The sequence below is a fragment of the Candidatus Pelagibacter sp. HTCC7211 genome (genome assembly GCF_000155895.1).
Classification (GTDB): Bacteria; Pseudomonadota; Alphaproteobacteria; order Pelagibacterales; family Pelagibacteraceae; genus Pelagibacter.
Genome location: NZ_DS995298.1, coordinates 330,886 through 349,628 on the forward strand (window position 1 = coordinate 330,886; position 18,743 = coordinate 349,628).

General features: G+C 30.3%; 20 protein-coding genes. 8 read left to right on the plus strand and 12 right to left on the minus strand.

The features are described from left to right. Positions 1-6: 6 nt before the first annotated feature. The 8 genes from odhB to atpC all read left to right on the plus strand — a co-directional run bounded on the left by odhB (position 7) and on the right by atpC (position 9,603). Entirely contained in the window at positions 7-1,326 is a 1,320-nt protein-coding gene (gene odhB / locus PB7211_RS01740) for a 2-oxoglutarate dehydrogenase complex dihydrolipoyllysine-residue succinyltransferase (RefSeq protein ID WP_034398789.1), read from the plus strand. Further along, complete coding sequence (gene lpdA / locus PB7211_RS01745; protein WP_008544322.1) at positions 1,327-2,727, plus strand: dihydrolipoyl dehydrogenase; 1,401 nt, start codon at positions 1,327-1,329, stop codon at positions 2,725-2,727. A gap of 22 nt (positions 2,728-2,749) precedes the next feature. Then, positions 2,750-4,705: a replication restart helicase PriA gene (gene priA / locus PB7211_RS01750; protein WP_008544954.1), complete on the plus strand. Its 1,956-nt coding sequence runs from the start codon at positions 2,750-2,752 to the stop codon at positions 4,703-4,705. Between the two features lie 109 nt (positions 4,706-4,814). Then, positions 4,815-5,372 carry an ATP synthase F1 subunit delta gene (gene atpH / locus PB7211_RS01755; protein WP_034398792.1) on the plus strand — a complete coding sequence of 186 codons (558 nt, stop codon included), beginning with the start codon at positions 4,815-4,817 and terminating at the stop codon, positions 5,370-5,372. After that, positions 5,373-6,908 carry a F0F1 ATP synthase subunit alpha gene (atpA, locus tag PB7211_RS01760; protein ID WP_008545656.1) on the plus strand — a complete coding sequence of 512 codons (1,536 nt, stop codon included), beginning with the start codon at positions 5,373-5,375 and terminating at the stop codon, positions 6,906-6,908. Between the two features lie 6 nt (positions 6,909-6,914). Continuing rightward, positions 6,915-7,790: a F0F1 ATP synthase subunit gamma gene (locus tag PB7211_RS01765; RefSeq protein ID WP_008544299.1), complete on the plus strand. Its 876-nt coding sequence runs from the start codon at positions 6,915-6,917 to the stop codon at positions 7,788-7,790. A 2-nt stretch (positions 7,791-7,792) separates the two neighbouring features. Next, entirely contained in the window at positions 7,793-9,211 is a 1,419-nt protein-coding gene (gene atpD, locus PB7211_RS01770) for a F0F1 ATP synthase subunit beta (protein ID WP_008544811.1), read from the plus strand. Beyond that, positions 9,211-9,603 (plus strand): ATP synthase F1 subunit epsilon, encoded by a 393-nt coding sequence (gene atpC, locus PB7211_RS01775; RefSeq protein ID WP_008545667.1) that lies wholly within the window; start codon positions 9,211-9,213, stop codon positions 9,601-9,603. Before atpD ends, atpC begins: the two co-directional genes overlap by 1 nt. Here the strand turns inward: atpC and PB7211_RS01780 are convergent. The 12 genes from PB7211_RS01780 to metX form a co-directional block, all read right to left on the minus strand. Next, a complete protein-coding gene (locus PB7211_RS01780; RefSeq protein WP_008545670.1) occupies positions 9,596-10,072 on the minus strand; it encodes an RNA pyrophosphohydrolase in 477 nt (158 codons plus the stop codon). The genes atpC and PB7211_RS01780 overlap by 8 nt on opposite strands. A 1-nt stretch (position 10,073) precedes the next feature. Beyond that, positions 10,074-11,213, minus strand: a complete 1,140-nt coding sequence (locus PB7211_RS01785; protein ID WP_008545498.1) for a S41 family peptidase — start codon at positions 11,211-11,213, stop codon at positions 10,074-10,076. Beyond that, positions 11,210-11,560: a ribosome silencing factor gene (rsfS, locus tag PB7211_RS01790; protein ID WP_008545635.1), complete on the minus strand. Its 351-nt coding sequence runs from the start codon at positions 11,558-11,560 to the stop codon at positions 11,210-11,212. Before rsfS ends, PB7211_RS01785 begins: the two co-directional genes overlap by 4 nt. A 17-nt stretch (positions 11,561-11,577) precedes the next feature. Continuing rightward, entirely contained in the window at positions 11,578-12,096 is a 519-nt protein-coding gene (gene nadD / locus PB7211_RS01795; RefSeq protein WP_008546111.1) for a nicotinate (nicotinamide) nucleotide adenylyltransferase, read from the minus strand. A gap of 1 nt (position 12,097) precedes the next feature. After that, the gene (locus PB7211_RS01800; RefSeq protein ID WP_008544936.1) at positions 12,098-13,348 is read right to left on the minus strand and encodes a glutamate-5-semialdehyde dehydrogenase; all 1,251 of its coding nucleotides are present in this window, start codon (positions 13,346-13,348) and stop codon (positions 12,098-12,100) included. Position 13,349: 1 nt separating this feature from the next. Beyond that, positions 13,350-14,456, minus strand: a complete 1,107-nt coding sequence (proB, locus tag PB7211_RS01805; RefSeq protein ID WP_008546112.1) for a glutamate 5-kinase — start codon at positions 14,454-14,456, stop codon at positions 13,350-13,352. Then, positions 14,446-15,429, minus strand: a complete 984-nt coding sequence (gene cgtA / locus PB7211_RS01810) for an Obg family GTPase CgtA (RefSeq protein WP_008545592.1) — start codon at positions 15,427-15,429, stop codon at positions 14,446-14,448. Before cgtA ends, proB begins: the two co-directional genes overlap by 11 nt. A 27-nt stretch (positions 15,430-15,456) precedes the next feature. Beyond that, positions 15,457-15,711, minus strand: coding sequence for a 50S ribosomal protein L27 (gene rpmA, locus PB7211_RS01815; RefSeq protein WP_008544325.1), 255 nt, complete (start codon positions 15,709-15,711; stop codon positions 15,457-15,459). A gap of 12 nt (positions 15,712-15,723) precedes the next feature. After that, entirely contained in the window at positions 15,724-16,137 is a 414-nt protein-coding gene (rplU, locus tag PB7211_RS01820) for a 50S ribosomal protein L21 (RefSeq protein WP_008544599.1), read from the minus strand. A 65-nt stretch (positions 16,138-16,202) separates the two neighbouring features. Further along, the gene (gene gloB / locus PB7211_RS01825) at positions 16,203-16,922 is read right to left on the minus strand and encodes a hydroxyacylglutathione hydrolase (protein WP_008544846.1); all 720 of its coding nucleotides are present in this window, start codon (positions 16,920-16,922) and stop codon (positions 16,203-16,205) included. A gap of 1 nt (position 16,923) precedes the next feature. Then, positions 16,924-17,520, minus strand: a complete 597-nt coding sequence (metW, locus tag PB7211_RS01830; protein ID WP_008544255.1) for a methionine biosynthesis protein MetW — start codon at positions 17,518-17,520, stop codon at positions 16,924-16,926. Between the two features lie 2 nt (positions 17,521-17,522). Further along, complete coding sequence (gene metX / locus PB7211_RS01835; protein ID WP_008545034.1) at positions 17,523-18,641, minus strand: homoserine O-acetyltransferase MetX; 1,119 nt, start codon at positions 18,639-18,641, stop codon at positions 17,523-17,525. Positions 18,642-18,743: the final 102 nt, after the last annotated feature.

Genomic DNA, 18,743 nt, shown 5'->3' on the forward strand with positions numbered 1-18,743 from the left:
TTATAAATGAGTGAAAAAATTGTAGTTCCTGCTCTTGGAGAAAGTATTACTGAGGCAACAGTAGCAAAATGGCTTAAAAATACTGGTGATACTGTTGAAGCAGATGAGCCGATAGTAGAGCTTGAAACAGATAAAGTTAATCTTGAAGTGCCATCTCCAGTTAAAGGAGTATTAACAGAAATAAATTCAAAAGATGGTTCAGTGGTGGAAGTTGGAGCATTGCTTGGCTTGGTGTCTGAAAATGGATCGGTGGGTTCGGTTAAAAAAGAGGAAATTAAAAAAATAGAACCCAATCAAAAAGAAGACAACGTAATAAAATTAGATCCATCTAAAAAAGAGCCAAAAATTTTTGAGGAAAAAAAGACAGAAAATACAGAGGATGAACCTTTAATCTTAACTGAAGAAATTACAGAGGAAGAAGTTCCAAAGCCTAAAATAGAAAAATCAGAACCTAAAACTAATACGGAAAGCCAAACACTTTCACCAGCAGTTAGAAAGATTGTTATAGAAAACAAAATAGATATTAATTCAGTTCAAGGCTCAGGAAAAGATGGAAGAGTTTTAAAGGGTGATCTTATAAGTTTAATGGGAGCTAATCCTCAGCCTGCAGAAAGAAAAGTTAAGTATGGTCAAGAAGAAAGAATTAAGATGACCAGACTAAGACAAACAATAGCTAAAAGATTAAAACAAGCTCAAGAAAATGCAGCCTTATTAACAACTTTTAATGAAGTTGATATGACCAATATCATGGAAATGAGAAAAGAGAACCAACAAGATTTTCAAAGTCGATATGGAATAAAGTTAGGATTCATGTCATTTTTTGTAAAAGCATGTGTTGTAGCATTAAAAAACTTCCCAGCAGTTAATGCTGAAATAGACGGTGATGAAATAATTTATAAAAATTATTACAACCTTAGTTTTGCGGTTGGAACAGAAAAGGGTTTAGTTGTACCAGTATTGAGAAATGCAGATGAGCTATCGTTTGCTGATATTGAAAAAAATATTAAAAATATTTCAGAAAAAGCAAGAGATGGTAAATTAACAATCGAAGATCTTCAAGGTGGAACATTTACTATTAGTAATGGTGGAGTTTACGGATCGATGTTATCAACTCCAATATTAAACCTTCCTCAATCAGGTGTACTTGGAATGCATAATATTGTCGACAGACCTATAGTTGTTGATGGTGAAATTAAAATTAGACCAATAATGTATTTGGCTTTGTCATATGATCATAGAATAATTGATGGTAAAGAATCAGTTTCATTTTTAAAAATGGTAAAAGAAAATTTAGAGGACCCTAGAAGGTTATTTTTGGATATTTAAATGTCGGAAAAATTTCAAGCAGTTGTAATTGGTGGGGGGCCTGGCGGATATGTTTGTGCTATTAGACTTGCTCAGCTTGGATTAAAAACAGCATGCATTGAGTCTAGAGGATCTCTTGGAGGAACATGTTTAAATGTAGGATGTATACCTTCAAAAAGTTTACTAAACTTGTCTGAAGAATTTCATAAAGTTCAAAATTTATCTAATAAAGGAATTGAAGTTGGAGAAGTTAGGCTAAATCTTGAAAAAATGATGAAAAGTAAAGATAAAGCGGTAACTATACTTACTAAGGGAGTCGAGTTTTTGCTTAAGAAAAACAAGGTAACTTATTACAAAGGAACTGGAAGCTTCAAATCTCAAAATGAGATCATAATTAAAGATGATCAAAATAAAGAGACTATTATTGAAGCTGAAAAAACTGTGATAGCAACAGGTTCTGTACCAGTATCTTTGCCTGGTATAGAAATTGATGAGAAAGTAATTGTATCTTCAACAGGTGCATTGAAATTGGACAAAGTTCCAAAAAAGATGGTTGTAGTAGGGGGTGGCTACATTGGATTAGAAATGGGATCAGTTTGGTCAAGATTGGGATCTGAAGTGCAGGTGGTAGAATTTTTAGATCATATTACTCCTGGCATGGACAAAGAAATTTCATTGGAATTTATGAAGATTTTAAAGAAACAAGGTATCAAATTTAATATGCAAAATAAAGTTGAAGCTATTAAAAATAATAAATCAGGCGCTGTTGTCTCAACAGTTGACAAAGATGGAAATAAAAATAATTTTGATTGTGATGTTGTTCTTATTTCAGTTGGTCGAAAAGCAAATACGAATGGTTTAAACCTAGAAGCTGCTGGAGTTAAACTGGATGAAAGAAAAAGAATTAAAACAGATAATACATTTAAAACTAATATTAATAATATTTATGCAATTGGCGATGTGATAAGCGGTCCAATGCTTGCTCATAAAGCAGAAGATGAAGGAATTGCTGTTGCAGAAAATATTGCAGGCCAATCAGGCCATGTTAATTATGATACAATTCCTGGAGTTGTTTATACAACACCTGAAGTTGCATCAATTGGTAAGACAGAGGAACAATTAAAAGAATTAAATATAAAGTATAAAATTGGTAAGTTTTCATTCATGGCAAACTCTAGAGCAAAAGCTATAGATGATGCAGAAGGGTTTGTTAAAATTTTAGCAGACGAAACTACAGATAAAGTTTTAGGTGCACACATTATTGGCCCTCATGCAGGAGAACTAATTGCTGAAATAGGTGTTGCAATGGAGTTTGGTGCTAGCTCTGAAGATATTGCAAGAACTTGTCATGCTCACCCAACATTTTCAGAAGCTGTTAAAGAAGCAGCATTATCAGTAGATAAAAGAGCGATACACTCTTAGTTTTTTTTCATATTATTAAAATATGAAAGTACCGATTCTTTTACCAAATATATTTAACCATCCTTTTACCTATGAAAGTAATCTTGATTTAAAAATAGGTGATTATGTGGTTGTCCCTTTTGGTAAATCTAAAATTACAGGTGTTGTTTGGGATGAATTTGAAAAAAAAAATAATAGACATTTCAAAATCAAAAGTGTTTTAAAAAAATTAGATGTAGTTCCATTAAAAAAAACAACTATTAAATTTCTTAACTGGTTTTCTGAATACAATATAATTCCAAAAGGAATGGCGCTAAAGTTAGTTTTGTTAAGTAGTAATGCTATAGAGAAAATTCAAAAAGATGCATACAAAATTTTTGAGTCTAATATTAAAACAAATGCAATTGAGCTTTCTGAGGAACAAAAAAAATCTCTTAGAAAAATGAATGTTTCCAATCAAAAATTTAGAGTTCATGTTCTTCAAGGAACAACTGGTTCAGGGAAAACAATGGTTTATTTTGAGGCCCTAAAAGCCATTATAAATAAAGGATTTCAGGGATTAATTTTATTACCTGAGATTGGCTTAACAGGTCAATTTGAAAAAAAATTCAAAGAATTCTTTGGTTTCACTCCAGCAGTTTGGCACTCAGGTATTACTAAGAAAAAGAAAGAAATTATTTGGAGTGGAATTACAAATGGAGAAATTAAAGTTGTCATAGGTGCTAGATCATCATTATTTTTACCATTTAAAAAATTAGGATTAATCATTGTTGATGAGGAACATGATCAATCTTACAAACAAGATGAAGGTGTTACCTATAATGCAAGAGATATGGCAATCTCAAGAGCATCATTTGAAAATATCCCTATCAATTTAATAACAGCAGTTCCGTCAATTGAAACTTATGAAAATATTAAAAAGGGTAAATTTACTATCTCAAAATTAGAAAAGCGATATAAAAATGCATCACTACCTAATTATGAAATTATAAATCTCAATGAAACAAAATTAGAAAAACAATCATGGTTATCAAAAAAAATTATTGAAAAAGTAAATTTTCATCTTGATAAAAACGATCAAGTATTATTTTTTTTGAATAGACGAGGATTTTCTCCACACGTACTTTGTAACAAATGCTTCAATAGTTACTCATGTCCCAATTGTTCAATTAATTTAGTTTATCATAAAAAAAAGAATAATTTGTTGTGCCATTATTGTGGTTTTAAATCATCTTTAAAAAGAACTTGCGTAAAAGAGGGTGATTGTGAATTTATTTTTAGCGGTCCTGGTGTTGAAAGAATATCTGAAGAAGTTAAAAAAAATTTTCCATCAAAAAAAATTGAAATTTTTTCTAGTGATACAATGAATAAAAAAAGTTCTAGTGATAAATTAGAAAAAATAATTGATAATGAAGTTCAAATTTTAGTTGGAACTCAGTTAATTTCAAAAGGTTTTCATTTTCCTAGCCTTAATTGTATTGTTGTAGTTGATATTGATCTTTCTTCACAAGGACATGATCTAAGAGGAGCTGAAAAAAATTTACAGTTATACCATCAACTTTCTGGTCGAGCAGGAAGAACAGGAAAACCTGCAACTGTGTATTTTCAAACTTATAATACAAATACTAAAATGATCTCTGATTTGACCAATAGTAATCCTGATATTTTTCTTGATAGAGAATTAGATATTAGAAGACAAAACAATCTTCCTCCATTTCAAAGATTTATTTCATTAATCTTAACAGGAGACAATGAAGCAAGATTAGAAAAAGAAGCTTTTTATTTTAAAAACTTTATTGAAAAAAAAATTAAGGGAAGAGTTTTAGGACCAGTTAGTGCACCAATTTTTAGACTTAAAAAAAAATTTAGAATAAGAATGCTAATTAGGGGTTCAAAATCCCTTAATTTACAGAACTCAATCGCTAAAATTATCGCAAATTACAAATTTTCATCAGGAATAAAACTTTCAGTTGATGTCGACCCAATAAACTTCAATTAACCTTATAAAAAATAGTGTTTTAAACAAATGTGTTACTTGAAGACATTATACTCATATGCTAATTAGAGCGTGATTTTAAAATAATCTTCTACATAACAAAGGTAATAAGTTGAGCAAAAATAAAGGATTTTCGATAACTTCAAGCGAAAGATATTCTTTAGCTTTATACGAGCTTTCAAGTGAAAATAATGTGCTTGAAAAAGTAGAAGAACAATCATTATCTATTTTGGATTTAATTTCAGCAAGTAAAGATTTCTCAGATTTAATTAAAGATCCAACAAATAACCAAGAAGATCTTTTAAAATTCATAAATAATTTTTCTGACAATAATAAATTTGAAAACTTACTAAAAAATTTTTTAAGTTTTCTAGTTATTAAAAGACGTTTTTTTTATGTGGAACAAATATTAAAGAGTTTTTTAGAAACATGTTCTAAAAAAAGAGGTGAACTTAAAGCAGAATTAAAATCTGCAAAAGAATTAACTAGTGAAGAAATTACAAAAATTACAGATGAGCTTACAGAAAATTTTAGCTCTAAAATAAAATTAAACTACAAACATGACGAAAGTTTAATAGGAGGTTTAATAGTACAGGTAGGTAGTACTATGGTGGACACCTCAATTAAAAATAAATTACAACAAATCGAAAATAGAATGATAGAGGCATAAATGGAAATAAATCCTTCAGAAGTTACAAAAATATTAAAAGAACAAATCAAAAATTTTGGTGATAAAGCAGAAGTGACCGAAGTTGGCCAAGTACTTTCTGTTGGAGATGGTATTGCAAGAATTTATGGTCTTGACAATGTTCAAGCGGGTGAGATGGTTGAGTTTGTAGATGGTTCTAAGGGTATGGCATTAAACTTGGAAAGCGAAAATGTTGGGGTTGTAATTTTTGGTGACGATAGAAATATTAAAGAAGGAGATGTTGTTAAGAGAACTGGAAATATTGTAGACACTCCAGTTGGAAAAGAATTATTAGGAAGGGTTGTGGATGGTCTAGGTAATCCTATTGATGGTAAAGGAGCACTTGATAAAAGTGTTCAAAAAAGTAGAGTTGAAGTTAAAGCTCCAGGAATTATTCCAAGACAATCAGTAAGTGAACCAATGCAAACGGGTTTAAAATCAATCGACAGCTTAGTTCCAGTTGGAAGAGGGCAACGTGAATTAATTATTGGTGATAGACAAACAGGTAAAACTGCAGTTGCAATTGATGCAATCATTAATCAGAAAAAAATTAATGAGTCAGGAGATGAAAAACAAAAACTTTATTGTGTTTATGTTGCTATTGGTCAGAAAAGATCAACTGTAAGACAAATTCAAAAAACTTTAGAGGAAGCTGGAGCAATGGAATATACAACAATTGTTGCTGCTACAGCCTCAGATTCCGCGCCATTACAATTTTTAGCTCCTTACACAGGTTGCGCAATGGGTGAATATTTTAGAGACAACGGTATGCATGCTTTAATAATTTATGATGATTTATCTAAGCAGGCAGTTGCTTACAGACAAATGTCCCTTCTTTTAAGAAGACCTCCAGGACGTGAGGCTTATCCTGGTGATGTATTTTATCTGCATAGCCGACTACTGGAAAGAGCGGCTAAATTAAGTGATGAGCACGGCGGAGGTTCTTTAACTGCACTTCCGATTATTGAAACACAAGGTGGAGATGTATCTGCATTTATTCCTACTAATGTAATTTCAATTACTGATGGTCAAATTTTCTTAGAAACAGAACTTTTTAACCAAGGTATTAGACCTGCAATTAACGTTGGATTATCTGTATCAAGAGTAGGTTCTTCAGCGCAAACTAAAGCCATGAAAAAAGTATCAGGATCTATGAAGTTAGAGCTAGCTCAATATAGAGAAATGGCAGCATTTGCTCAATTTGGTTCTGATTTAGATGCATCAACTCAACAACTATTAAATAGAGGTTCTAAATTAACAGAGCTTCTTAAACAAAAACAATACTCTCCAATGACAGTAGCTGAACAAGTTATTTCAGTTTTTTGTGGAGTAAAAGGTTACTTAGACGATATTGAACTTAAAGATATTGCTGAGTTTGAAAATAAAATAATTGAGAAATGTAAGTCTGATAAACCTGAAATTATAGATTCTATTTTAGCTTCAGGAAAACTTGAGGACGATATGGAAAATTTACTTGTAGAAGTAATTACTCAATTAAAGGAAAATTTTAAATCTTAATAAACTATGGCAAGTCTAGACGACCTCAAAAAAAGAATAGCTAGTGTAAAATCTACACAAAAAATTACAAAAGCTATGAAAATGGTGGCAGCAGCGAAACTTAGAAGAGCCCAAGAAAGTGCTGAAAAAGGAAGACCATATTCTGAAAAAATGAATAATATAATTTTAAACTTGTCTAGTGGAATTTCAGATAAAGAAAATGCTCCAAAATTACTATCAGGGTCTGGTAAAGACCAAATACATCTTTGTGTTGTTATGACATCAGATAGAGGTTTATGCGGTGGTTTCAACTCAAATATAATTAAAAAAGCTAAAAGTTATTTTGCTAAATTATCTGAAGAGGGAAAAGAATTAAAAATTATAACAGTAGGTTCCAAAGGTAATGATCAGCTAAAAAGAGCTTATGGTGATAAAATAATCTCTCATATATCTTTTAAAGAGTCTAAAAATGCTAATTATTTTGATGCAGAGAAAGTTGGAAAAATTGTTATTGAAAAATTTGAAGATGAGGAATTTGATGTATGTACTATTTTTTATAACCAATTTAAAAATGTGATAACCCAAATTCCACAGGCACAACAGATAATACCACTAAATACAGAAACTTCAGAAGAAGACAAGTCTGAGGATAGTTACGAATTTGAACCAGACGAGGATGAGATTTTAAGCAATTTATTACCTAAAAATATTTCAACACAAATATTTAAGGCAATGTTAGAGAATTCAGCTAGCGAACAGGGCTCTAGAATGAGTGCAATGGATAATGCAACCCGTAACGCAGGTGAAATGGTTGACAAGTTGACAATTGAGTATAATAGAAGCCGTCAAGCAGCAATTACTAAAGAACTAATAGAAATCATATCAGGAGCAGAGAGTTTATAATTATGAGCAAAGGAATAATTACACAGGTTATTGGAGCAGTAGTAGACGTAAAATTCGATGGAGATCTTCCAGAAATTTTAACAGCATTAGAATGTAAAAATGGTGACAACAGACTTGTTTTAGAAGTTGCTCAACATTTAGGAGAGTCTACAGTTAGAACTATTGCAATGGATGCAACTGAAGGATTAAAAAGAGGAGATGAGGTTACTAATACCAACGCACCAATTCAAGTACCAGTTGGTCCTGAAACTTTGGGAAGAATTATAAATGTAATTGGAGAGCCGATTGATGAAAAAGGAGAAGTTAAAACAAAAGAAACTTGGCCTATTCACAGATCTGCACCGGAATTTAATGATCAATCTACTGAAACTGAAATATTAGTTACAGGTATCAAAGTCATTGATCTACTGGCACCTTATGCAAAAGGTGGAAAAATTGGATTATTTGGTGGAGCTGGTGTTGGAAAAACAGTTTTAATTATGGAGTTAATTAACAACGTCGCAAAAGCACATGGTGGATTTTCAGTTTTTGCTGGTGTTGGTGAAAGAACAAGAGAAGGAAATGATCTTTACCATGAAATGATAGACTCTGGAGTTATAAAAACTGATGGAGAGGGATCAAAAGCAGCATTAGTTTATGGACAAATGAATGAGCCTCCAGGAGCTAGAGCTAGAGTTGCTTTAACTGGACTGACTGTAGCTGAATATTTTAGAGATCAAGAAGGTCAAGACGTACTCTTCTTCGTTGATAACATTTTCAGATTTACTCAAGCAGGTTCTGAGGTATCAGCACTTCTAGGAAGAATACCTTCAGCTGTTGGTTATCAGCCTACATTAGCAACCGATATGGGTAACCTTCAAGAAAGAATTACTACAACAAACAAAGGATCAATCACATCAGTACAAGCAATTTATGTACCAGCCGATGACTTGACTGATCCTGCACCAGCAACTTCATTTGCTCACTTGGATGCGACTACCGTTCTTTCAAGACAGATTGCAGAGATTGGTATTTACCCAGCTGTTGACCCACTTGACTCTACTTCAAGAATTTTGGACCCAAGAATAGTAGGAGATGAGCATTATAGAGTCGCTAGAGAGGTACAAAAAGTATTACAAACTTACAAGTCTTTACAAGATATTATCGCTATTCTTGGTATGGATGAACTTTCAGAGGAAGATAAGCTTGTAGTAGCAAGAGCTAGAAAAATCCAAAGATTTTTATCTCAACCATTTTTTGTAGCAGAGGTATTTACAGGATCACCAGGAAAATTAGTTGATTTAGACTCAACTATAAAAGGTTTTGCTGCAATCTGTAAAGGAGATTACGATCACTTACCAGAGGCCGCTTTTTATATGGTAGGAACTATTGAGGAAGCGATAGAAAAAGCTGAAAAAATGGAGAAAGAAGCAGCTGCTTAATGAGCGAAGAGTTTAAAGTTGAGATAGTAAATCCGGAAAAATCTTTTTTAGTTAAAGAAGATGTGATGGAAGTAGTTGTACCTGCTTTTGAAGGTGAAATGGGAATACTTAAGGATCATATTTCAATAATCTCATTTTTAAAACCAGGCATAATTAAAATTTTATCTAAATCGGGTGATGAAAATTATTATGTAGAAGATGGGATAGTTGAATTCAAAAATAATAATTTATCTATTTTAACAAGCTCAATATTTAATCTTAATGATTTAGATAAATCTAAACAGCAAGATCTTCTTAAACAAGCAGAAGAAGAGGCTAGCAAGTCTGAAATTAATGACCAATCTAAATATTTAGTTGATCAAAAAATTGAAGTATTAAAATCTCTTAATTAATAATTTTTTTAACTTGTTCCTTTACTTCTTTGTAAACGTGTAATTTAAAATCAACTACAACTTCGGTTAGCTGATCAATCTCAATCCATTTCCAATCCAAAAATTCTGGATTTTTAGTTTTGATATTTATTTCATTATCTTCACCATTAAATCTCATCAGAAACCATTTTTGTTTTTGACCTCTATACTTACCTTTCCAAATAATACCTAATAAACGATCAGGAAGTTCGTAAGTTATAGTTCCTTCTAATTCTTGAATTAGATTTACTTTCTTTATACTAGTTTCTTCCTCTAGCTCTCTGTAAGCAGCATTTAAAAAATTTTCACCTTCATCTACACCTCCTTGAGGCATTTGCCAAAAATTTTTTGGATTATCTATTCTCTTAGCAACAAATACTTTATTTTGTTTATTTAGAACTACAATTCCTACACCACTTCTAAGCGGTAATTCGCTTAATTTTTTTTTCATATTATCCGTTTAATAACTTTATTGCGTAATTAAGTTGATTATCGGTTTCAGTTTTAATTCTAAAATTATCACCTTCTTCATTAACCTCAATATCAGGTCTTACTCCAACTTCAGAAATAGAGTCTCCAGAAGGAAGGTAATATTTTGCAACAGTCAATCTAATAGCCCCCTTGTTTTTAAGAGGAATTATCGATTGCACAGATCCTTTTCCATAGCTACTTTCTCCAAGTATAATAGCTCTTTTATGGTCTTTCAGAGCTCCAGCAACAATTTCAGATGCAGATGCAGAACCATAATTAATCAATACCAATAAAGTTTTGCCATCTGTAATGTCACCTTTTTTTGCAAACCATCTTTTGTTCTCTGATTTTTTTCTACTTTTTGTTGATACAATTTCTCCATTTTCAAGAAAAAAATCTGAAATTTTAATAGCTTGAGATAAAAGTCCACCGGGATTATTTCTTAAATCAAGAATGAATGCTTTTAGGTTTTCATTTTTTTTTAATTTTTTAATTTGTTTCTTAATTTGCTGACTACTATTGTCATTAAAAGAAGTTAATCTAATATATCCGATATTATTGTCTAATAGATCAGACTTAACAGACTGCACTTCAATTATTTCTCTTGTTATATTAAATGTTAGGGCTTTTTTAACTCCTCTTCGTCTAACAGTAAGTTCAATTGCAGAACCCACTGGACCTCTCATTAAATCAACAGCTTCACTTAAAGATTTTCCTTGAACCTGAATGTTGTTAATTTTAACAATATAGTCTCCAGCTTTTATACCAGCTTTTGATGCAGGAGTATCATCTATAGGCGATATAACTTTTACAACACCTGCCTCCATACTAACTTCAATTCCCAGCCCACCAAACTCTCCACTAGTTTCTGTTTGCATTTCCTGAAAAATTTCTGGTGACATGTAAGCTGAATAAGGATCAAGTGACTGAAGAAGTCCATTAATTGCAGAGTCCATACTTTCTGACTGATTTATTTCATCAACATATTCTTTGTTTATTTTTTCTAAAACCTCGCCAAATAAATCTATTTTTTTATAAATATCAATTTCAGCTGAATTTATTTGTTTTAAAAAAAGAAACTGAGTAAGAAAAATAATTAAATAAAATTGAATAGTTTTCATATACTAACTTTTTCTTTTGGTATTAGTTCAGACCAAATTTTTTCAAGCTCATAAAACTTTCTTTTTTCAGGATGAAAAATGTGAACAATTAAGTCAATTCCATCAACTAATTTCCATTCATTACTTTCTTTACCTTCTATTTTAGAATTCTTAACACCACTATCTTTTAATTTTTCTAAAACTTGTTCTGACAAAGATTGAATGTGTCTTGAAGATGTTCCGCTAGCAATAATCATATAATCAGCCATTGAGCTTTTATCTTTAAGATCAATCGTCACAATATCTTCAGCTTTATTTATATCTAGTGTATTGATTACGATTGTTTTTAAATCTGAAATTTTATCCATTAATTGAGTTCAGACTATCAAATTTTTCTTAATTGAGAAGATGAAATGTTGACTTTTTTAAATTCAACAAATGTAAGGCTGTCTTTGTTTAAACTTTTAAATGTCTTTGATTTTAAAGAATTTTTTTTATATCCATGACGATCAAAAACTATAATATTACAATTTTGTAAAATTGATTTTGATTTATGCCATTTATGAAAATTTATCAAATTATCAGCTCCCATCAAAAAATAAATTTCAATACCGTCATTTTTTTTAAGATAGTTGATAAGATCAATAGTTTTATTTGATTTAATTATATCTTCATAAAATTTAACTTTAATAAATGGATTTAGTCTAATAATTTTTTTACAATCTTTTATTCGTTTTGAGAGATTTGTTTTACTTTCGTCTTTGAAAGGGTTCTTTTTAGTTATCGCCCAAATAATCTTTTCTAAATCAAATCTTCTTTTTGCTTCTTTAGAGATTGCTAAATGCCCCTTATGTGCTGGATCAAAAGATCCACCTAAAATTCCAATTTTAACTTTTTTTTTCAACCTAATCTCTTATCTTTCCTTGACTTGAAATTTCATATTTATAAGAAACTAATTGTTCTAGGCCGACAGGACCTCTTGGTGGCAAAGTATTTGTTGATATACCAACTTCACCTCCAAAACCAAATTCACCGCCATCAGCAAATTGAGTAGAAGTATTATGCATTGCAATAGAACTTTTAATATTTGTCATAAATTGTGCAGCAGTTTTTTTATTTTTTGTAACAATAGAATCTGTGTGCATAGTCCCATATCGATTTATGTGGTTAATTGCTTGTTTTAAATTTTTTACAACTTTAACAGATACGGCTGCAGTTAAATATTCAGTAGACCAGTCTTTTTCTTTAGCTGGATATAATGTTCCTGAGTAATTTTTTTTTATAAAATTATCTCCATAAATTTTACAATTGTTATCCTCTAGCTTTTTTAATATTGGATTACAAAATTTTTTAACAATCTTTTCATGCATTAGAATTGTTTCTGTTGCACCACAAATACTTGTATTTCTTAATTTCGCATTATAAACGATATTTGTAGCCATTTTTAATTCTGCTTCTTTATCAATGTATGTATGACACAAACCTTCCAAATGACCGATAATAGGAACTTTAGAAAAATCTTGAACTCTTTTAACTAAATTTTTTCCTCCCCTAGGAATTATCACATCAATAAATTTATCCATTTTAGAAAGCATTATGTCGACCATTTTTCTATCTTTGGAGTCAATAAATTGAATATAATTTTCATTTACTTTATTTTTCTTTAGAGCTTTACGAAATAGATTTGCCAAAATTCTATTAGTATTAATAGCCTCAGATCCACCTTTAAGAATTACTGGATTTCCAGATTTAAAACATAAGCTAGCTATATCTGACGTAACATTTGGTCTACTTTCATATATAACTCCAATGACACCTATTGGAACTGATACTCTTTTAATATTTAGTCCATTAGGTCTTCTCCATTTTTCTAAAGTTACATTGACAGGATCTTTTAATTTTACAATTTTTTTAATAGAGACTTGAATTCCCTTCAGCTTTATTGGATTGATGCTCAACCTATTTATCAAATTTTCTTTAATCTTATTTTTCTTTGCAAGATTAACATCTTTTTTGTTTTGAATTAGAATATTTTTTTTTTCTTTATCAAGTAACAAAGCATAGTCGTTTAAAACTTTATTCTTAATTTTAGTATCTATTTTTATCTTCAAAGCATTTCTAGCTTTAACTCCAATTAAATTCATAAATTTATTCATTTTAAATCTCAACCATATCATCCTTATGAATGACTTCTGATTTTGAAACATACCCTAATAATTTTTCAATTTCATTAGAGTGATGACCCATAATTTTTATGACTTCATCAGATGTGAAGGAACTCAAACCTCTGGCACATTCAGAATTTTTTTTATCTAAAACCTTAATATGGTCACCCTTCTTAAATTTTCCTGATACTTTTTTAATACCTGCTGCTAATAAACTCTTTCCAGATTTTAAAGCTCGTTTAGCACCATCGTCAATTATGATAGCTCCTTTTGGGGCGATCGAACTAATTATCCATTTTTTTCTGGCATCAAGTTTTGAAACTTTAGGTTTAAACATAGTAAAATTATTTTTTTCAATTATTCTTGAGATTGGATTTAGATATAATCCGTTAGCTATAATCATACTACATCCAGATAATTGACATATCTTTGCTGCCTCAATTTTTGTTTGCATACCACCACTTCCATACTCATTTACACCCTTAATATAGATTTCTTTTAAGTCTTTTTTTATATTATTTATTTTCCTTATTAATTTTGCATCTTTAAAAATTTTTGGGTTTTTTGTGTATAATCCATCTACATCAGAAAGAAGTATTAAAGTATCAGCATCAGTTATTTGAGCAACTCTTGATGCTAGTCGATCATTATCACCATATTTTATTTCAGTCGTAGCTATTGTATCATTTTCATTAACGATTGGAATAAAATCTAAATCAAATAAATTTTCAAAAGTTCTTTTTGCATTTAAAGATCTTCTTCTTTCTTCTGTATCTTCAAGAGTTAGTAAAATTTGTGAGATATTCAATTTAAACTTAGTAAATGTTTCAGAAAAAAGATTCATTAACTCAATTTGTCCTATAGAGGCTATGGCTTGACTTTTATCAAGTTTAATAGTTTTTTTATTAAAGTTCATTTTCTTACAACCAAGCGCTATAGCTCCTGAGCTTACAATGACAATTTTTTGATTTTTATTTTTTAATTTTTTAATATCGCTAGCAAAGCTAGAAAGCCATTTTTTTCTTATTCTCTTGTTACTATCAACAAGAAGCGAAGAACCAATTTTAATAACAATTATTTTTGAATTTTTAAGATACATATGACAATAATTTTGCTTTAATCTTCGATACAGATTCTTTGTCTAAAGTTGTCATTGTCATTACCTCACAATTTTTGTCTTTAGAAAAATGATCAATAACAACTTTCACTGTATCTTCATCTATTAGATCTATTTTATTCAGCACTACAAGCTCTTTTTTTTCCATTAATTTTGAGCTGTAATTCTTCAATTCATTTTTTACTTGTTTATAAGACTCATTTAAATCTAAATTGGTAATATCTATTAAATGTAATAGTGATTTACATCTTTCAATATGTTTTAAAAACTGAATTCCAAGACCGACACCCTCATGAGCCCCCTCTACTAGGCCAGGAATATCAGCTATAGTTATTTCTTTATCATCATAAGATGCTACACCTAAATTAGGATTAAGGGTTGTAAATCGATAATTTGCAATTTTAGGATTTGCATTTGTTATAACAGATAACAAACTTGATTTTCCAGCATTTGGTAATCCAATTATACCAATATCAGCTATAGTTTTTAATTGTAGCCAAATTGTAAACTCTTCACCAATAGTTCCTTTTGTAAATTTTCTAGGAGCTCTATTTGTTGAACTTTTAAATCTTGTATTTCCAAGTCCACCTTTACCTCCAATAGCAGCAACAAATTCTTCTCCTTTTTTATTAAAATCATATATTAGAGTTTTATTATCTTCCTCAAATACTTGAGTACCAAGAGGTACTTTTAGTATTAAATCGTTTCCTCCTTTACCTGTACGATTTTGACCAGCTCCATTTTCTCCTCGTTGAGCTTTATGATGTTGTTGATATCTATAATCTATTAATGTGTTGAGATTTTCTTCAGCTTTCAAAATTATGGATCCACCCTTACCACCGTCTCCACCATCAGGTCCACCGTATTCGACATATTTTTCTCTTCTGAAACTTGGCGAACCATCACCACCGTCTCCGGCTTTAACATAAATTTTAACTTGATCTAGGAATTTCATAATACAACATCTATTTAAGTTGTACTATTAATTGGGTTTTACTGATACGAAAGTTCTATCTGCTTTAGATTTTTTAAATACAACTTTGCCTTTTACAACTGAAAAAATTGAATGATCTTTTCCCATTCCTACATTTTCACCAGGAAAAATTTTAGTTCCTCTTTGTCTTACAATTATATTTCCAGGTATTACTGTTTCTCCACCGTACTTTTTAACACCAAGTCTTCGACCTGCACTATCTCGTCCGTTTCTCGATGATCCACCTGCTTTTTTTGTTGCCATAATTTACCTAATTTATTTACTTGTAGCCTCAGTTTTTGGTTTAACTTCAGCCTCAACCTTTTTAGTTGGTTTAACTATTTTTTCTGCTTCAGATAAAACTTTACCATCTTTAGAAAAAATTTTATTAATTCTAATCATTGTATGTTCTTGTCTATGACCATTTTTTCTTCTTGAATTATGTCTTCTTCTTTTTTTGAAGATTAATATAGTTCTATCTTTACCATTTTTAATTAAATCAGCTTCTACTTTTGCACCTTCAACATTTGGAGAACCTATTTCTATAGTTTTATCATCTCCATATGCAAGTATCTCATTAAATTCTATTTTAGAATCAGGTTTTGAATCTGGTAATTTCTCAATTTTTAAAATTTCACCAGCTTTAACTTTGTACTGTTTTCCACCTGTTTTTATTACTGCGTAAGACATAGTATGAATTTATATTTAAGTTATCGCAATATAGTTCTGGCAAGTTTTTAGTCAAGTCGAATTAACTAAAAATTATCCTTTAAATCGCGCAATTTTGAGAAAGATTCTAGGTTTTTTGCTCTTAAAAATATGTTGCAATCTAATTCCTCTTTTATTGTAGTTGGGATTGTGGGGAGCCCATTCGAGGTCAATTTTTTTATTTGTTCAATTTTTTTTTGTAAATTTTGGTTATCAGGATCATTTTCCATACAAAATTTTGAATTGCTGAGAGTGTATTCATGACCACAATAAATTTTAGTTTCTTTAGGCAAAGATTTAATCTTATTAAGAGACTCATACATTTGTTCATAAGTTCCTTCAAATATCCTGCCACAACCAAGAGAAAAAAGAGTGTCCCCTGTAAAAGCTAACTTTTCTTGAAAAAAATTAAAACATATATGACCTGTGGTATGTCCTGGAACATGAATTATTTTAGCTTTAAAATTATCAGCTTCCCATATTTGGCCATCTTCTAAAAAAATATCTATACCAGGAATTCTTTCTGAATCTTTTTTAAAACCAACTACAATAGAACTAAATTCTTTTTTTAAATCTTCATTACCACCAATATGATCAAAATGATGATGTGTGTTTAGAATATATTTTAAATTAATGTCTTTGTTTTTTAAATAATTTATAATTGGCTCAGCTTCACTTGGATCCACTACACAGGCAGATTTGTTGCTATCATCAATAATTAAATAACTATAATTGTCTTTTAGACACGGTATGATTTCAACTCGCATATTATTTTTCTATTAAAAATATTCCTAGATCTGCAGATAAATTTTTAATTTCTAAGTTTCTTTCGTTTATTAATGACGCATTTAGTTTATTTAGTGCTATTGACCTAAAAATTTTTATATTTCTAGATTTAACAAAATGAACAAAATCTTTAATGGTGCACATATGTAAGTTTGGTGTGTTGTACCATTCATCAGGCAATGTTTTGGTAATTGGCATTGTACCTTTAAGCAGCAAGTGAAGTCTCACTTTCCAGTAACCAAAATTAGGAATTGTAATAATTGCTTTTTTACCAACTCTTAAAAGTTCATTTAAAACTAACTCAGGATTTAAAAAAGCTTGAAGTGTCTGGCTTAAAATAACATAATCAAATGACTTATCTGGAAATTGCTTTAAGTCTTTTTCAGCATTTCCTTCTATTACAGTTAAACCCTTAGCAATACATTCTTGAACCTTTTCTTTTGAGATCTCCAATCCTCTTATATTTGCATTTTTGTTATCTTTTAGAAATTTCATCAGAATTCCATCAGCACAACCAACATCTAAAACTTTTTTGTCTTTTTCAATTAAATCAGCAATTACTTTAAATTCATTTTTCATATTTAATTTTCTTCATATGACTTATCCAAAAAGTTTTTAAGTGCATTTAAAAAATCTGGGACATCTAACAAGAATGAATCATGTCCTTTATCCGACTCTATTTCAACAAATCCCACATCAGCCCCGATAGAATTTAGAGCTATAACAATATCTTTATTTTCTTGAGTTGGGTAAAGCCAATCTGAGGTAAAAGAAATTATAAAAAATTTAGCTTTTGTTAATTTAAATGCATCAGACAGATTCCCATTAAATTGTTTAGCTAGGTCAAAATAATCCATAGCTCTAGTTATATAAAGATAACTATTTGCATCAAATCTATCAACAAAGACTGAGCCTTGATATCTTAGATAGCTTTCAATCTGAAAGTCTGCATCAAAACCAAATTTTAAATCTTCTCTTTCTTGTAATTTTCTGCCAAATTTTTCCTGCAAACCTTTTTTTGATAAATATGTAATATGTGCTGCCATTCTCGCAACAGCTAACCCTTTACCTGGATTTGAATTATTAGAACCATAATCTCCTTCTTTCCAATTGCTGTCAGCCATGATTGCTTGTCTTCCTAATTCATTAAAAGCTATATTTTGAGCTGAGTGACTTGAAGTTGTTGCAATCGGTATTACTGTTTTCGATTTATCTGGAAAGTTACTTATAAATTGCAAAACTTGCATTCCACCCATAGAGCCACCTGCTACAGAAAATAATTTATCAATCCCAAAATGATCAAGTAAATTGTACTGAGCGTTAACCATATCGTTAATAGTAATGACAGGAAAATTCGTTCCTATGATATTACCATTTTCAGGATCTAAATCACTAGGCCCAAAGGAACCCATACATCCTCCAATTACGTTTGAACAAATAACAAAATATCTATTTGTATCTATAGCTTTATCAGGGCCTACAGCATAGCTCCACCAACCATCTTTTTTAGTTACTGGGTTTGTGCCAGATACATATTGATCACCTGTTAATGCATGAAATACTAATATTGCATTATCTTTTTGTGAATTTAGAGAACCATAAGTTTCGTAAGCTACTGGGAAATCTTTAATAGTTTTTCCACAATCTAATTTAAGTGGATTTTTAACAATTAATGTTTTTAAATTTTTTTTAATGTTCATAATAAAGACTTATTTGAATTGAGAGAAAAAAAACTATTTTAGCGGTTTTTTTTAAGCGCTCGCAATTCAGTTAAATCAGCGCATAATTTTTTTACAAGAACT

What these genes read in the sequence shown, in the direction of transcription:
- odhB (WP_034398789.1), top strand. Translation starts at nt 7, where the DNA reads ATGAGTGAAAAAATTGTAGTTCCTGCTCTTGGAGAAAGTATTACTGAG.
- lpdA (WP_008544322.1), top strand. Translation starts at nt 1,327, where the DNA reads ATGTCGGAAAAATTTCAAGCAGTTGTAATTGGTGGGGGGCCTGGCGGA.
- priA (WP_008544954.1), top strand. Translation starts at nt 2,750, where the DNA reads ATGAAAGTACCGATTCTTTTACCAAATATATTTAACCATCCTTTTACC.
- atpA (WP_008545656.1), top strand. Translation starts at nt 5,373, where the DNA reads ATGGAAATAAATCCTTCAGAAGTTACAAAAATATTAAAAGAACAAATC.
- PB7211_RS01765 (WP_008544299.1), top strand. Translation starts at nt 6,915, where the DNA reads ATGGCAAGTCTAGACGACCTCAAAAAAAGAATAGCTAGTGTAAAATCT.
- atpD (WP_008544811.1), top strand. Translation starts at nt 7,793, where the DNA reads ATGAGCAAAGGAATAATTACACAGGTTATTGGAGCAGTAGTAGACGTA.
- atpC (WP_008545667.1), top strand. Translation starts at nt 9,211, where the DNA reads ATGAGCGAAGAGTTTAAAGTTGAGATAGTAAATCCGGAAAAATCTTTT.
- PB7211_RS01780 (WP_008545670.1), bottom strand. Translation starts at nt 10,072, where the DNA reads ATGAAAAAAAAATTAAGCGAATTACCGCTTAGAAGTGGTGTAGGAATT.
- PB7211_RS01785 (WP_008545498.1), bottom strand. Translation starts at nt 11,213, where the DNA reads ATGAAAACTATTCAATTTTATTTAATTATTTTTCTTACTCAGTTTCTT.
- rsfS (WP_008545635.1), bottom strand. Translation starts at nt 11,560, where the DNA reads ATGGATAAAATTTCAGATTTAAAAACAATCGTAATCAATACACTAGAT.
- PB7211_RS01800 (WP_008544936.1), bottom strand. Translation starts at nt 13,348, where the DNA reads ATGAATAAATTTATGAATTTAATTGGAGTTAAAGCTAGAAATGCTTTG.
- proB (WP_008546112.1), bottom strand. Translation starts at nt 14,456, where the DNA reads ATGTATCTTAAAAATTCAAAAATAATTGTTATTAAAATTGGTTCTTCG.
- cgtA (WP_008545592.1), bottom strand. Translation starts at nt 15,429, where the DNA reads ATGAAATTCCTAGATCAAGTTAAAATTTATGTTAAAGCCGGAGACGGT.
- rpmA (WP_008544325.1), bottom strand. Translation starts at nt 15,711, where the DNA reads ATGGCAACAAAAAAAGCAGGTGGATCATCGAGAAACGGACGAGATAGT.
- rplU (WP_008544599.1), bottom strand. Translation starts at nt 16,137, where the DNA reads ATGTCTTACGCAGTAATAAAAACAGGTGGAAAACAGTACAAAGTTAAA.
- gloB (WP_008544846.1), bottom strand. Translation starts at nt 16,922, where the DNA reads ATGCGAGTTGAAATCATACCGTGTCTAAAAGACAATTATAGTTATTTA.
- metW (WP_008544255.1), bottom strand. Translation starts at nt 17,520, where the DNA reads ATGAAAAATGAATTTAAAGTAATTGCTGATTTAATTGAAAAAGACAAA.
- metX (WP_008545034.1), bottom strand. Translation starts at nt 18,641, where the DNA reads ATGAACATTAAAAAAAATTTAAAAACATTAATTGTTAAAAATCCACTT.